The sequence below is a fragment of the Wujia sp. genome (assembly GCF_056872695.1).
Genome location: NZ_DBMFCD010000003.1, coordinates 1 through 14,719, shown reverse-complemented (window position 1 = coordinate 14,719; position 14,719 = coordinate 1). Strand labels below are relative to the sequence as shown.

Annotated in this window: 15 protein-coding genes and 1 other annotated feature; of the genes, 9 read left to right on the top strand and 6 right to left on the bottom strand. The window is 44.8% G+C overall.

The features are described 5' to 3' along the window. The first annotated feature begins 11 nt into the window (after positions 1-11). On the top strand, positions 12-2,405 hold the full coding sequence (gene leuS, locus ACZQK9_RS04145; protein ID WP_483269718.1) for a leucine--tRNA ligase: 2,394 nt from the start codon (positions 12-14) through the stop codon (positions 2,403-2,405). A gap of 60 nt (positions 2,406-2,465) precedes the next feature. Here leuS and ACZQK9_RS04140 read toward each other — a convergent pair whose 3' ends face one another. The 3 genes from ACZQK9_RS04140 to ACZQK9_RS04130 form a co-directional block, all read right to left on the bottom strand. Continuing rightward, complete coding sequence (locus tag ACZQK9_RS04140) at positions 2,466-2,720, bottom strand: hypothetical protein (protein WP_177970822.1); 255 nt, start codon at positions 2,718-2,720, stop codon at positions 2,466-2,468. Between the two features lie 16 nt (positions 2,721-2,736). Continuing rightward, complete coding sequence (locus ACZQK9_RS04135; protein ID WP_483269717.1) at positions 2,737-3,228, bottom strand: hypothetical protein; 492 nt, start codon at positions 3,226-3,228, stop codon at positions 2,737-2,739. 288 nt (positions 3,229-3,516) lie between these two features. Then, the gene (locus ACZQK9_RS04130) at positions 3,517-3,759 is read right to left on the bottom strand and encodes a hypothetical protein (protein WP_021986210.1); all 243 of its coding nucleotides are present in this window, start codon (positions 3,757-3,759) and stop codon (positions 3,517-3,519) included. 127 nt (positions 3,760-3,886) lie between these two features. Between ACZQK9_RS04130 and ACZQK9_RS04125 the strand changes: the two genes are divergently transcribed. The 4 genes from ACZQK9_RS04125 to queA all read left to right on the top strand — a co-directional run bounded on the left by ACZQK9_RS04125 (position 3,887) and on the right by queA (position 10,042). Continuing rightward, positions 3,887-4,801 (top strand): hypothetical protein, encoded by a 915-nt coding sequence (locus ACZQK9_RS04125; RefSeq protein WP_216507303.1) that lies wholly within the window; start codon positions 3,887-3,889, stop codon positions 4,799-4,801. Between the two features lie 84 nt (positions 4,802-4,885). Next, positions 4,886-5,126, top strand: a binding site (T-box leader). Positions 5,127-5,419: 293 nt separating this feature from the next. Beyond that, a complete protein-coding gene (gene pheS / locus ACZQK9_RS04120; protein ID WP_177970109.1) occupies positions 5,420-6,439 on the top strand; it encodes a phenylalanine--tRNA ligase subunit alpha in 1,020 nt (339 codons plus the stop codon). Between the two features lie 15 nt (positions 6,440-6,454). Continuing rightward, complete coding sequence (gene pheT, locus ACZQK9_RS04115) at positions 6,455-8,881, top strand: phenylalanine--tRNA ligase subunit beta (protein WP_483269716.1); 2,427 nt, start codon at positions 6,455-6,457, stop codon at positions 8,879-8,881. Between the two features lie 135 nt (positions 8,882-9,016). Beyond that, entirely contained in the window at positions 9,017-10,042 is a 1,026-nt protein-coding gene (gene queA, locus ACZQK9_RS04110) for a tRNA preQ1(34) S-adenosylmethionine ribosyltransferase-isomerase QueA (protein WP_483269856.1), read from the top strand. Positions 10,043-10,110: 68 nt separating this feature from the next. Here queA and ACZQK9_RS04105 read toward each other — a convergent pair whose 3' ends face one another. Genes ACZQK9_RS04105 through ACZQK9_RS04095 form a run of 3 tightly spaced genes read right to left on the bottom strand, consistent with a single transcriptional unit; the run spans position 10,111 to position 12,811 of the window. Continuing rightward, the gene (locus ACZQK9_RS04105) at positions 10,111-11,832 is read right to left on the bottom strand and encodes a recombinase family protein (protein WP_483269715.1); all 1,722 of its coding nucleotides are present in this window, start codon (positions 11,830-11,832) and stop codon (positions 10,111-10,113) included. 48 nt (positions 11,833-11,880) lie between these two features. Next, positions 11,881-12,420, bottom strand: a complete 540-nt coding sequence (locus ACZQK9_RS04100) for a hypothetical protein (protein ID WP_483269714.1) — start codon at positions 12,418-12,420, stop codon at positions 11,881-11,883. A gap of 34 nt (positions 12,421-12,454) precedes the next feature. Next, entirely contained in the window at positions 12,455-12,811 is a 357-nt protein-coding gene (locus ACZQK9_RS04095) for a transcriptional regulator (protein WP_022503221.1), read from the bottom strand. Positions 12,812-13,041: 230 nt separating this feature from the next. On the opposite strand from ACZQK9_RS04095, the gene ACZQK9_RS04090 reads away from it, so the two are divergent. From ACZQK9_RS04090 to ACZQK9_RS04075, 4 genes are read left to right on the top strand one after another with little or no spacing between them, the layout of a single operon-like run. Beyond that, positions 13,042-13,251 (top strand): hypothetical protein, encoded by a 210-nt coding sequence (locus ACZQK9_RS04090; protein ID WP_022503222.1) that lies wholly within the window; start codon positions 13,042-13,044, stop codon positions 13,249-13,251. Positions 13,252-13,279: 28 nt separating this feature from the next. Next, complete coding sequence (locus tag ACZQK9_RS04085; RefSeq protein WP_483269713.1) at positions 13,280-13,774, top strand: helix-turn-helix domain-containing protein; 495 nt, start codon at positions 13,280-13,282, stop codon at positions 13,772-13,774. A 10-nt stretch (positions 13,775-13,784) separates the two neighbouring features. Then, positions 13,785-13,955, top strand: coding sequence for a hypothetical protein (locus ACZQK9_RS04080; protein ID WP_483269712.1), 171 nt, complete (start codon positions 13,785-13,787; stop codon positions 13,953-13,955). Continuing rightward, complete coding sequence (locus tag ACZQK9_RS04075) at positions 13,921-14,658, top strand: transglycosylase SLT domain-containing protein (RefSeq protein WP_483269711.1); 738 nt, start codon at positions 13,921-13,923, stop codon at positions 14,656-14,658. Before ACZQK9_RS04080 ends, ACZQK9_RS04075 begins: the two co-directional genes overlap by 35 nt. Positions 14,659-14,719: the final 61 nt, after the last annotated feature.

The window sequence follows — 14,719 nt, the reverse complement described above, 5'->3', positions numbered from 1 at the left end:
AAGGAGATATTATGAGACACAATTTCAAAGTAATCGAGAAAAAATGGCAGAAGAAATGGGAAGACGCCAAGGTGTTTGAAGCACAGGACTTCTCAGACAAGAAGAAATTCTACGGTCTGGTAGAGTTCCCTTATCCAAGTGGAGCAGGTATGCATGTAGGACATATCAAGGCTTATTCCAGCGTGGAGGTCGTATCCAGAAAGCGCCGCATGGAGGGCTACAATGTTTTGTTCCCAATCGGATTCGATGCATTTGGTCTGCCAACAGAGAACTATGCAATCAAGACAGGTACACATCCACGTCAGATTACCGATCAGAATATCGCGCGATTTACCGATCAGTTGAAGCGGGTTGGATTCTCGTTTGACTGGAGCCGTGTGATCGATACGACAGATGAGAAGTTCTACAAGTGGACACAGTGGATCTTCCTGAAGATGTTCGAGAAGGGACTTGTTTTCCGTGATACAGCACTCGTTAACTATTGTCCAAGCTGCAAGGTCGTTCTTTCTAACGAGGATAGCCAGGGGGGTAAATGTGATATCTGCCACAGCGAGGTTGTACAGAAGTCAAAGACTGTATGGTATCTGAAGATTACAGAATATGCAGATAAGCTTCTGCAGGGACTCAAAGATGTCGATTATCCTGCAAATGTGAAGCAACAGCAGGAAAACTGGATCGGTAAGTCTACCGGTGCATTTGTAAACTTCGATGTGGACGGTACCGATGAGAAGCTGCAGATCTATACAACAAGACCAGATACTTTGTTCGGCGTAACTTTCATGGTTATCGCACCGGAGCATCCGCTGATCGATAAATATGCAGATAAAATTGCCAATATGGATGCCATCAAGGCATATCGTACGGAGTGTCAGAAGAAGACCGAGTTCGAGCGTACACAGCTTGTCAAGGATAAGACAGGTGTGAAGATCGAGGGACTTATGGGAATCAACCCGATGAATGGCAAGAAGATTCCGATCTTCATCGCTGACTATGTAATGATGGGATATGGTACCGGCGCAATCATGGCGGTGCCGGCACATGACCAGCGTGACTATGATTTCGCGAAGGCATTTGGTGTTGACATCATCCAGGTTATCAAGGGTGGCGATATCTCGAAGGAAGCCTATACCGGTGACGGCGAGATGATCAACTCTGAGTTCCTGAATGGATTTACAAATAAGAAGGATTCTATCGCCCGTATGGTCGAAGAGATCAAGAAGATGGGTGTTGGTGAAGCAGGCGTACAGTTCAAGATGAAGGATTGGGCGTTTAACCGTCAGAGATATTGGGGTGAGCCGATTCCTCTGGTACATTGTCCATCTTGCGGTGTCGTGGCAGTACCATATGACGAGCTTCCGCTGGAACTTCCGGATGTGAAGAATTTTGAGCCGGGTGAGGATGGTGAGTCTCCACTGGCAAAGATTGATTCGTATGTAAACTGTAAGTGTCCAAAGTGTGGCGGCGATGCAAAGCGTGAGACAGATACTATGCCTCAGTGGGCAGGTTCATCCTGGTATTTCCTTCGTTATATTGATCCAAACAACGATAAGGCATTTGCAGACCGCAAGAAGATTGACTACTGGATGCCGGTTGACTGGTATAACGGTGGTATGGAGCATGTAACAAGACATATGATCTACTCCAGATTCTGGCATCGTTTCCTGTATGATCTTGGCGAGGTAAATACACCGGAACCATATGCAAAGCGTACAATCCAGGGACTGATCTTAGGACCGGATGGCGATAAGATGAGTAAGTCGAAGGGAAATGTGATTGATCCGCTTGATATCGTAGAAGATTACGGTGCAGATACTCTTCGGACATATGTATTATTTATGGGCGATTATGCAGCTGCGGCACCTTGGAGTGACAGTTCTGTAAAGGGATGTAAGCGTTTCTTAGAGCGTGTAGCAGGTATGGTAGATATGGTATCTGATGATCCGTCTACAGATGCTCTGGAAGTAAGTTTCCACAAGGCAATCAAGAAGGTAAGCAGTGATATTGAAGAGACGAAGTTTAATACTGCAATCGCAACCCTGATGGCACTCACAAACTCTGTGTACAGTGCCGGTAAGCTGAGTAAAGAACAGCTTGAGATATTCATCAAGCTTCTCTGTCCGTTTGCACCACATCTGACTGAAGAAATCTGGGAGTCCCTCGGACATGATGACTTCTTATCTGTCAGTGCATGGCCACAGTACGAGGAAGAAAAGACCGTTGATGCAACGATTGAGATTGGTATACAGGTCAATGGTAAGGTAAGAGGTACCGTTCTTGTTGCAAAGGATGAGGATAAGGATGCCGTGCTTGCCCGTGCCAAGGAGATTGTTGCTGATAAGCTGACTGGTAACGTCGTAAAGGAGATTTACGTGCCAGGAAAGATTGTAAATATTGTATGTAAGTAATAAATAATTAAAAACGGTTGTCTGACAGTGGTTTGTACCATGTCAGACAACCGTTTTTTGTTACAGGAAAAATGATTTGATCATCTGGAATTTCTGCCGCTCTGCCGGGGACATGCTTTCTTCCATTGCTTCGAGAAGCAATGCGGATTCTTCTTTTGTGAAGCTTAAGTTCCGCCGCTTTAATTCCTGATTGATCTGCAGGATCTGTGGCAGCAGCTCTTCGGCGGACTGGTATTTGCTCTGCTCTTTGATTTCGTTGATGATTTTCAGTTTGGTTGGATGAATGTTTCGAAGTTTCGGGTTTTGTTCAAACATAGGAGAACCTTTCTATTTATTGGGAATTCAGGATATCCATGACACTGGAATACAGATTCTTGTGCGTAGATGCCTGCTGCATTTGGCTGTCCTTGGGATTCTGCGTCTGTTGCGTATAGTTCCTCATGGAATTTGGACTATGACTTTGCCGCGGCGCATAGTCCGGTGGCGGAGGTGGTGCACCGCAGCCTGGTGGTGGGGGAAAATCATAGTGGGGACCGTGCCCCGGTGGTGGCGGAGGGGAATCACAGGGATTTCCGCAGTTGTTTGGTGGTGGAGGGGGATCGCAGGGATTCCCATAATTATTTGGTGGTGATCCCGGAGCCCCGGAATCGTTCATTGCCTGCATAACCTGCATCATTTTGAGCATCTGTTGCATGTTCTTGATATTGCCTGCAAAATCGCCCGGCAGAAAACGGCACATACATTCCATCATTTCTTCGGAGTTTTCCGGGTGGCAGTCGAACCCACAGGAGGCGACATAGTCCGGGTGATCGAAGCATTGCATCAGAGCACGGATCTCCTGATATTTAATTAAGAGGATCAACGGCTTTTTGTAGGCATAGTCCACAAAAGGAATCATGGCTTCTAAGAAAAACAGAGAGTCATCATGAATCAGTTGATCGAGTGGATGATTATGCAGCATGGCGGATGCTCTGAAATCTTATTAGTCTAATATATGTGTGCATATTTGAAAATATGAGCCGGAAGAAGAGGATGCAACCAATGTCACACAATAGATAACAAAAACTCCCCTACAAGTGAACTTGCAAGGGAGTCCCGAAGAATTCCTCTATTAACAACCGCAGCCGCAACCGCCGCCATTGTTATTTCCGCAGCAGAAGAGGAGAATCAGGATGATCCAGATACAGTCATTGTCGCAACCGCAACCGTTTCCACCGCAGAATCCTCCGCCGCCACAGCCACCGCACAATAACAACAGGATGATGATCCAGATGCAGGAACAGTTGCTGCCGTTTCCGATGTTAAAACCATTTCCACAGCCGCAACCGCACTGTGTAGCTGACAAATCGCTCATGAGATGCCTCCGCTAAAAATTCTTATGGTTTATACTATGCGCCTGCCTGCGAAGTGTTAAAAAAAGTTGAATGGAAGTACGTTAAATGATAAGATAGAGAAAAATTGACAAAAGGCGACAGGATTCGATGAAGCACAAGAAGTTTGAAATCATAATGATAAAGAATACATTGGCGATGATGCTCCCCATCATGGTCTTATTGCTTGTGCTCATTTTTGTGGGTGTTCGCTATTCGCTGTTCCATGCAGTGCAGTGTTATGAGATTACAGAGATTGAACCGGTGGAGGATCAGATCGAGCGGCTGTATGAGGACGGTATGACAAGTGTGAAATACAATGCGGTTAATCTTTATTATACCGGGTACAATTATCTGGTTGAAAATAAGATCAAAGGTGCATATTATTACTGCTTTGAGGATGACCATATGGTATTCCTGCTGATCAAGACAACACAGCCGAAAAACAGTATCGATAAGCGGATCGTCAAAGGACGGATTGTAAAGGATGAGGTTGTCACAGAACATATCATAGCGGGTCTGTCTAAAAACGGGGATGTTCCGATGAACATTCTGGATGGATTTTACGACACCTATGTCATCAGCGAACCGGATTATCCGTATGTGTATACAGGCATTGCATATATTATCGTTGCGGCATTCTCGATGGTATATGTGTTTGCTCTGGCTTATATTGTGCGGCTTTGGATGCGCCCATACAAGAATCCACAGGCGAAGAAGCTGCGTGCGTATGGACGGAGAAGTGTGGTAATTGAACAACTCAATACAGAATTGCATGACAAACTGTATTTCCATTATCATGGCATTTATGTGACGGATAATTTCCTGATTGCAACGTATTGGTTCCATACGGACGTGATCCGGCTCGATGATGTACGGTATCTGTCCAAGAACCGGGTGGAGGAAAAAGGCGGCAGGGAATTGTATCGGCTGACTCTGTCCGAACCGGAGACGGATTTGTTCTATGAGATTGATTTCAGGGAAGAAGAATTGATCGATGCGTGCGTGGATGCAATTCGGGGTTGACACAGTTATTTATTGTGCTAGAATATTTCTTGATAGGTGTGTTTGCGGAATGAATGATGATGCACCTGCAAGAACATAATAAGGAGAAAGACGTTGAAGGTGCAACAAGGATTTTCAAGACCTGACAGAGAGACGGGGTCACGGCTGCAAGCCCTGTTCAGTAGAGGAAGATCTCATTTTCACACCGAAGTCGCGGATTTGAACATGCCATTGTCGTGGTGCAGTGGAAAGTAGGATTCGTCGTGTTATGCACGTTACGCATACAATGAGTGCGACTATAGAAGTCGAATCAGGGTGGTACCGCGGATATTACTTCGTCCCTAGTCAAGGGCGAAGTTTTTTATTGCCTTTTATGACTGGTTAGAAACACATATCAGATGATTGCAATTCCAATATGTGGATTGAGTGATTCATAATTACCAATTCTAAAGCAGACCGTTGAAGCACGCTGGTACTTAATGAACGACGGATTCATCGTCGTGAATTTAGTACCACTGCGTGATGAACCGAGCGAGAGCGCGTCTGCATAGAAATGGTAATTATGAATCGCTCGTATGGTATGATGTGTTTCTGAATTGCAATCGTCTGAAATTGGTATAACATGGAGGAAAACAGGAAATGAAAGAAAAGTTGCAAAGCATCAGAGAACAGGCACTTTCCAAGATCGCAGAGGCACAGGATATCAACCTCTTGAATGATATCAAGGTGTCGATCCTTGGTAAGAAGGGTGAATTAACTCAGGTATTGAAGAGCATGAAGGACGTGGCTCCGGAAGATCGTCCGAAGGTTGGACAGATGGTAAATGAGACACGTGCGAACATCGAAGCAAAGCTCGAGGAGAAGATGAAGTCCATCAATTCTGCTCTGCGTGCAGAGAAGATGAAGCGTGAGACAATCGATGTTACACTTCCGGGTGTGAAGAAAATCGACGGACACAGACATCCAAACCAGATTGCACTTGAAGACTTAGAGCGAGTATTTATCGGTATGGGATATGAGATTGTATCCGGACCGGAAATCGAATATGACAAATACAATTTTGAACTTTTGAATATCCCTGCAAACCATCCGGCGAAGGATGAGCAGGATACATTCTATATCACAAAGGACATTCTGCTTCGTACACAGACATCACCGGTACAGGCAAGAATCATGGAGCAGGGCAAGCTGCCAATCCGTATTCTGTCACCGGGACGTGTATTCCGTTCAGACGAAGTAGATGCAACCCATTCACCATCCTTCCATCAGGTTGAGGGACTGGTTGTTGACAAGGGAATCACAATGGCGGATCTGAAGGGAACACTCGATCAGTTCGCGAAGGAATTCTTCGGTGAGAAGACAAAGACGAAGTTCCGTCCGCATCATTTTCCATTTACAGAGCCTTCCGCAGAGGTGGATATCACCTGCTTCAAGTGTGGTGGCAAGGGCTGCCGTGTATGTAAGGGCAGCGGCTGGATCGAGATTCTTGGTTGTGGTATGGTTCATCCACATGTATTGGAAATGTGTGGCATTGATCCGGAAGAGTATTCGGGATTCGCATTTGGTATCGGACTTGAGCGTATCACACTCTTAAAGTACGAGATCGATGATATGCGTCTCTTGTACGAAAACGATACAAGATTTTTGAATCAATTTTAAGATGGAGGTAAGAAGATGAATACACCGATTTCATGGTTAAAAGTATATGTTCCTGATTTAGATGTGGACGTACAGGACTTCGTAGATGCGATGACTCTGTCCGGTTCCCATGTAGAAGGATACGAGAAAAAAGATAAGAACTTAGAGAAGATAGTCGTTGGTAAGATCGAGAAGATCGAGAAGCACCCGGATGCAGATAAGCTGATTATCTGTCAGGTAAATATCGGTGCCGGGACGATCCAGATCGTAACAGGTGCTCCAAATGTAAAGGAAGGTGACCTCGTACCGGTTGTCCTAGATGGCGGCAAGGTTGCAGGCGGACATGATGGCGAGCCACTTCCGGAGGACGGCATCAAGATCAAGAAAGGCAAGCTTCGTGGTATTGAGAGCGATGGTATGATGTGCTCCATCGAAGAGCTTGGTTCATCCAGAGATCTGTATCCGGAGGCACCGGAGTATGGTATTTACATTTTCAACGAAGAGTCAGGCGTAAAGCCGGGCGATGATGCAATCGCAGCACTTGGCCTGCATGATTCAGTTGTAGAGTATGAGATTACATCGAACCGTGTGGATTGTTTCTCTATGATCGGTATGGCAAGAGAAACCGCTGCAACCTTTGACAAGGAATTCCACGAGCCGGAGATTAAAGTACAGGGCAGCGGTGGCGATGTAAATGATTATATTACCGTGGATGTACAGGCACCGGATCTGTGCCCGCGTTACACAGCCAGAGTTGTGACAGATTTGAAGATCGGACCTTCTCCAAAATGGATGCGTGAGAGACTGGCTTCGCAGGGAATCCGTTCCATCAACAATCTGGTTGATATCACAAACTATGTTATGGAAGAGTACGGTCAGCCAATGCACGCGTATGACTTAGATACGATCGCAGGCAAGAAGATTGTTGTAAAACGTGCAAATGACGGTGATACATTTGTGACACTGGACGGTCAGGAACGTAAGATGGATAAAGACGTTCTGATGATTTGTGACGGCGAGAAGGAAATCGGTATCGCCGGTATCATGGGTGGCGAAAATTCCATGGTTACGGATGACATCAAGACATTGTTGTTTGAGGCAGCCTGCTTCGACGGTACGAATATCCGTCTCACAACAAAGCGAATCGGTCTTGCTACAGATGCAGCCGCAAAATTCGTGAAGGGACTTGATCCAAACTTAGCAGAACAGGCAATCAATCGTGCATGTCAGTTGATAGAGGAACTTGGCTGTGGTAAGGTCGTTGACGGTATGGTGGATGTATATCCAAACCCGGTCAAGGAGATTGCACTTCCGTTCGAGCCAGAGAAGATGAATAAGCTGCTTGGAACCGACATTTCTTCTGACGTTATGCTTTCTATCTTCAAGAAGCTGGAGCTTCGTTATGATGAAAAGACAAACATGCTGACGATTCCTACTTTCCGTCAGGATCTGAAATGTATGGCAGATCTTGCAGAGGAAGTGGCACGTTTCTATGGCTACGCCAATATTCCGACGACTCTGCCACACGGCGAGTCCACTGCCGGTAAGAAGAGCTATGCAGAGCGTGTAAATGACATTGTAAGAAATATTGTCGAGGGCGATGGTTTCTCCGGAGCTATGCATTATTCGTTCGAGAGCCCGAAGGTATTTGATAAGCTGTTAATCCCACAGGATTCCATATATAGAAATGCAATCCAGATCATGAACCCACTTGGCGAGGATTTCTCTATCATGAGAACACTTCCGTTAAATGGTATGCTGACATCCCTTTCTACCAACTATAACCGTAGAAATAAGCATGCAAGATTGTATGAGCTTGCAAATGTATATCTGCCAAAGGCACTTCCACTGACAGAGCTTCCGGATGAACGCATGATGTTAACCCTCGGTATGTTCGGCGAGGGCGATTTCTTCGATCTGAAGGGTGTAATCGAAGAGCTGACAGAGAAGCTTGGATTTGCAAAGGAAGTAAGCTACGAGCCAACTTCTGAGCATCCATTCTTACATCCGGGACGTCAGGCAAATATCACGAAGGGCAAGCTTTCGGTTGGTTATCTCGGACAGCTTCATCCAGAGGTTGTCGAAAACTATGGCATGAAGAAGGAAGTCTATGTTGCAGTTCTCGATATGCAGACAGTTACGATGCTTACAACCTTTGACAGAAAGTACGAAGGTATCGCGAAGTTCCCAAGCGTTACACGAGATCTGGCGTTGGTTGTGGATAAGGGCGTATTCGTTGGTGAGATCGAGAAGGTCATCAAGAAGTGTGGCGGAAAGATGTTAGAAAGCTACAAGCTGTTCGATGTCTATGAAGGTGAGCAGGTAGCACCTGGCAAGAAGTCTGTTGCATATTCACTTGTATTCCGTGACAAGACAAAGACTTTGACCGATGCAGATGTCAATCCGGTTGTAGAGAAGCTTCTTGCAGAGCTTTTGAAGATGGGTATTGAAATCCGGGCATAATAAAATTGTGCAGTGTGGGAAGCCTTTTTGTACATTGTGTGTGGAAAAATGGATATGGCTTATGCGTAGTACCGCATTTTATACTTTGCACCCAGTGTATATAGAAGAAACATGGAGCAGATAGATATGAACGAAATGAAGTTAAGTGATTTTAATTATGAACTGCCGCAGGAGCTGATCGCACAGGATCCGCTCCTGAAGCGAAGCGATTCCCGGCTTATGGTGTTGAACCGTGAGACGGGTGGAATCGAGCACCGGCATTTCTCGGATGTGATCGAATACTTAAATCCGGGTGATTGTCTGGTCATCAATGATACAAAGGTTATTCCGGCCAGACTGATTGGCGTGAAGGAAGATACAGGGGCATCCATTGAGGTGCTGCTCTTAAAACGCCATGATGATAAGGTCTGGGAGACATTGGTAAAGCCGGGCAAAAAGGCACGTGTGGGTGCGCGTATCTCTTTTGGTGAGGGCAAATTGGTCGGCGAAGTGATTGATATAGTCGAAGAAGGCAATCGTCTGATCCGCTTTGAATACGAAGGAATCTTTGAGGAAGTGTTGGACGAGCTTGGGCAGATGCCGCTTCCGCCGTATATCACACACCGGCTGGAGGACAAGGACCGTTATCAGACAGTCTATGCAACACATACCGGTTCAGCAGCGGCACCGACAGCGGGATTGCATTTTACGAAGGAGCTTCTGCAAGAGATCACGGAGAAAGGCATCAAGATTGCAAGAGTGACTCTGCACGTCGGCCTTGGTACATTTCGTCCGGTGAAGGTCGATAACATCTTAGAGCATCACATGCACAGTGAGTTCTATGTGATCGACGAGGAAGCTGCCAATACGATCAATGAGACGAAAGCAAATGGCGGCAAGGTCGTTTCGGTTGGTACCACGAGTACGCGTACGCTTGAGACGGTCGCAGATGAGACAGGGCATGTGCGTGCCTGCAGTGGCTGGACGGATATCTTTATTTATCCGGGATATAAATTCAAGGTGGTTGACCGGCTGATTACGAATTTCCATCTGCCGGAATCGACACTTTTGATGCTGGTTTCTGCATTATATGACAGGGAGAAGATTCTCGAAGCATATAAGATCGCAGTGGAGGAAAAGTATAGATTTTTCTCATTTGGAGACGCTATGCTAATTTTGTAACTTAAAATCTTATATTTGTAAGGATAACGGAAAAGAAGAAAAGCAGGGCTTAGTTCCCTGCTTTTTGCTTACCTGAAAATAAATGTATGGCATAAGCCGTTCTTGAATACAATGTTTGACACCAGACCGTCTTGTATGGTTATGCTGTCAATAATGCTCACGACGAAATTCTTTAACACTTCTGAATCTACCGACATGGCAAGTCGTTTGTAATTGACATACTTTCTGCCGGATAACTTCTGGGCTATGATAAATTCGCTGGCACGCTGTATAAATTCTTCATCAGAAACCGATTGCTGCCATGAATCGGTATTCATCATTCCTATCTGGTCGTTTATATCTTCCAGAGTTTCCTCCAGCTTATTTTTCTGTATCATGTATTCAGCCTCCGACATGGCTTCATCAGCATACAGGTACAGGCTACGCAGACGGTCTAAGGCACGCTCTGTTTTCTGCTTTTCATTCCGAAGTCTGGCAACCTCCGGTTCAACAGTAGCTTTCTTGGTTGGCAGGCTGGCACCCTTGCCAAAGACAGCACCCTTAGCGGCTCCAGAGGATAGGACATTGAACAGGTCATTAAGTCCGTTTGGTTCGATATGGTCTATGTATGCAAATGTATCTCCGATAAGCAACAGCTTTTCCAGTTCCTCCGGGGAGCTGATTTTTTCAAAGTCATTTTGAGCATTCAGCATATTCAGGATATAGTTAAAAACAAATTCTCCAATGATTGGGTCAGAGGTAGATTTACCAGTACACAGTGTAACGGACTTTCTTCTGGTAGGACAGGTGTATTTTGAATAATGCCAGCCGTCCCTTGTGAGATTCCCCGGAGTGCTGCCTAAAGGCTTACCACAGGAACCACAGTAAATCAAACCACCGAATACATGAGTATGTTTTGATGACTTGTAAATATTCCGCTGCTTGCACAATTTAGAGTTGGAATCCAGCGTAGCCATGATACGCTCTTTCTGGTCTTTCGGAATGATTGCTACATGATGATTTTCAACAGTAACCCATTCGGATTCGTCTTTGACTTTCTGGCGGTCGCCCTCTTTGAGCATATTGTAGCGGTAGTCGCCGCAGTAAAACACATTCCTAAGGATAATCAGGAGCGATACCGGCGACCAGAGATTACCAGCTCTGGAGCGGTAGCCTCTTTCGTTCAGTTCACGAACCACACGCACAAGAGAGCGTTCCTGCTCGTACATATCGTGCATAAGGATAACAACTTTCGATTCTTCCTCATTCACTGAAAATTCATGTGTTTCATAATCGTAATTATAGCCAAAAGGAATCCTGCCGCCATTCCAAAGCCCATTATTGGCTCTTGAAATCATGGTTGCAGTGACACGCTCTGATGTCATGTTACGCTCCAGTTCGGCAAATACCAGAATGATTTTAAGCATTGCTTCGCCCATAGCGGTAGAAGTGTCAAACTGCTCATTTTTTGAAACAAAGGTAACGCCGAGGGCTTTCAGCTCATTATACATGGTTGCAAAGTCCAGCAGGTTACGAGAGATACGGTCTATCTTCCAGACAAGCAGGTGCGTAAAGGCACCAGCTCTCATTTGCGACATCATTTCCTGAAATTTAGGACGGTCTGTATTCTTGCCGGAATATCCGGCATCCTCAAATATGACACAATCATCTGTATTCAACATCAATTTTGCGTATGCGAGCAGGTCTTGTTTCTGCATAGGCAGAGAATCCCTGTCTATCTGGTGCAATGTCGATACCCTGACATAGATAGCCACCCTTGCACCGGTCTTGTTTTGTGCGTTGTACGCCATAATATATACCTCCATATAAAGCGAAAAGCCCCATGCAGGGGCTTTATCTCAAACAGCAATATTTTTATTGTCAGGGGAATTATCCGCAAGGAAACGAGCCGTAGCGTGCTGTATGCGGTTGTTGATTTCTCCTATTTGTCCGTTCTTTGCGAGTAACAAGAGTTCCTGACACTCTTTGATTGTGAAGATATGATACTGGTATGTATGCGGCTTGAAAGCAGAGCGGCAAAACACATTCAAAAGCTCTGATTCAGAAACGGAACATCTGGAGCAGAGGTAGAATATCTTATTGACAACACCAACATCAACATGAGCCATACACTTCCAGTCAGAAAAAGAACTGTCACGAGCTGCAATAAGCCGGTCAAGATTTTCAAAACCATTCAGGTCCGCATAAAACGCCATGCAGTAATAGGATATGGCGATACGCTCATTTTCCTCCAGCTCCGTAAAGCGAGCCTGACGCATACGGACATCACGAAGCAGAGAATAGTTCCCTGTTTTCAAGTACATATCAGCCTCAATCTTCATGGAATCCCATTTTAAGTTATTACCGGCAGTATCTCCGGCAACCGGCACAAAATCCATAGGCAAGCCTCCATTCATTTTTTATGACGGTCGTTTATGCTAATGACTGTGAACTTGCTTCTTTGCGTTTAATTTCTTTTTCGTATGCCGCTTCTATGGAATCGTAGATAAATTCCTGTGAAGCCTCCGGCAGATACCGGTACATCTCCAGCATTTTTAATTCGTCGCTGCTTACCTGCTTTTCTCCGGGTCTGGAAAATTCAGAACCGGTCAAAAGATAGTCAATGGAAACATTCAGGTATCTTGAAAGCCCTATTAACGAATCACTATTAGGAGCCGCACCGCCTTGCCAGCGAGCAATGCTACTGGTAGCAAGACCGGCAGCTTTGATAACTGGAGTAGGCTTTAAGCCCTTTTCATTGCAAATGTGCAAAAAATTATCCCAAAACATAAAATTCCACCTTTTGAAAATAAGCTCACTTTAAGTAGCGAAAAGTATTGACAAGCTACTAATTGTGAGTTATATTATATACATAAGTTACAAAGTTAAAGCATTTCTGGCGAGATAGCGAGCTTTGTAACTTGCCATTGTGAGTGAATTTTTCAAAATGGCTCCCTTTGATTTTAAGGGAAAATGTTAAAAAAGTAAAGCACAAATATAAGGTTAAGGAGGTAAGGCAAATGAAAAGAAAACTATCGCCTTGGTGTAAGGCTGTCAAAATCGCAATGATTCAGAAAGACTGGGGCGTGGCTGACTTGGCACAGGCGGTTAAGATGACAAAAGAATATACTTCCGCAGTCATCAACGGTAGAGTGATTTCAGAGCCAGCGGTTAAAGTCATCAGTGATGTACTGAATATCGAGCAGACAGCCTTAACAAGTTCTGAATAAATTATAAGGCATTTATGGAGGAAAACACATGGGAAAGGAACCCTTGAAAGAGAATACGAATGTGTATTTTCAAGCCAGAAAAAGAGCGGCTATGAGTAATGACAGGCTTTTCAGTCGTGAAAATGCAGCGGAGCTATTGGGAATATCCCCATATACACTTGCCGATTACGAACTTGGAAATACAAAGGTTGTGCCGGTGGATAAGGTAGTTCTTATGGCAGATCTTTATAACGCACCAGAACTGATTACCGGCTACTGCAAATACCAGTGTCCGATACATGGATTCATGCCGCTGGCAACAGAAGAAAAGAACTTGCAAGGAATCGCACTTAGGCTTCTGAAAGGTCTGAATGATGACGATATGCAGGAACTTAAAACCAGCATGATTGACATTCTGGAGGACGGTAAAGTGTCAGATGATGAATTGACGGAGCTTAAGAAGTTAATGGAACATCTGGACAGACTGGCAGAGATAATCAGTGAGTTAAAACTGGCAGGAGAGAAGATTTTGAAAGGCAGATGAAGCAGGTATGGTGGAAAAGCTGAAAGAAGTCCTGAAAAGCGAATATGGAATCAACGATAAAGAGGAATTTGAAGCGGCAGTAAGGAACTTCGCAGGAATCAACCTTGGAATATTTACACAGCCGCTTCCTGAAAGGAGTGCTGAAAGTGAATATCAGAAAGAAATTAAGGTTACAGCGTAGGGTAAAGATGGGAGTTGTGGTTTGCAGTCTGGGTTTTATGGTCTCTGGAATAATTATGAATATCACAAATGCAAACTTCCGACAGACGGACAAGCCAACGGTAATAAGAATTGTGGAAAGCTCACAGCCTATACAGGCACAGACAATAAGCACACAGGAGCATACAGAACAGTATTCAAAGTTGCCATACCCATTCGATACAATGTCGCTTGATTGGAGCGGAGAACAGATAGCTGGATTCAAAGAGTATCAGATACCGGATGATTACGAGCTTTACGGAGGCTATTTTCCGCTGGAAATGCAGGAATACACCTACATTATCTGCAAGGATTACGGCGTAGATTACAGCCTGATTATTGCCATGATAGAGATTGAGAGTGGCTATAAATATGACGCAGTCGGTAAAGGCGGCGACATAGGTTATATGCAGATAAATCAGGAATGGCACACAGACAGAATGGAAAGGCTGGGAGCTACCGACCTGAAAAATCCATATCAAAATGTCAGAGTTGGAATTGACTATATGGCTGAACTTCTGGGGCAATACCAGACACCAGTTGCGGTTTCTGCTTATAACAGAGGAGCACACAATGATTCAGGTACAGGAGCTTTGGACTTAGCGGATAAAGGACAATATCAGACGGAATACTCCGAAAAGGTATTGAATAGAGCCGCTGAAATCGAAAAGGAGTTATCACAATGAAACAATTTCTGAAAAAAACAAAACGGTTCATCATGCACTACTGGCTTTCAATATCACTTGG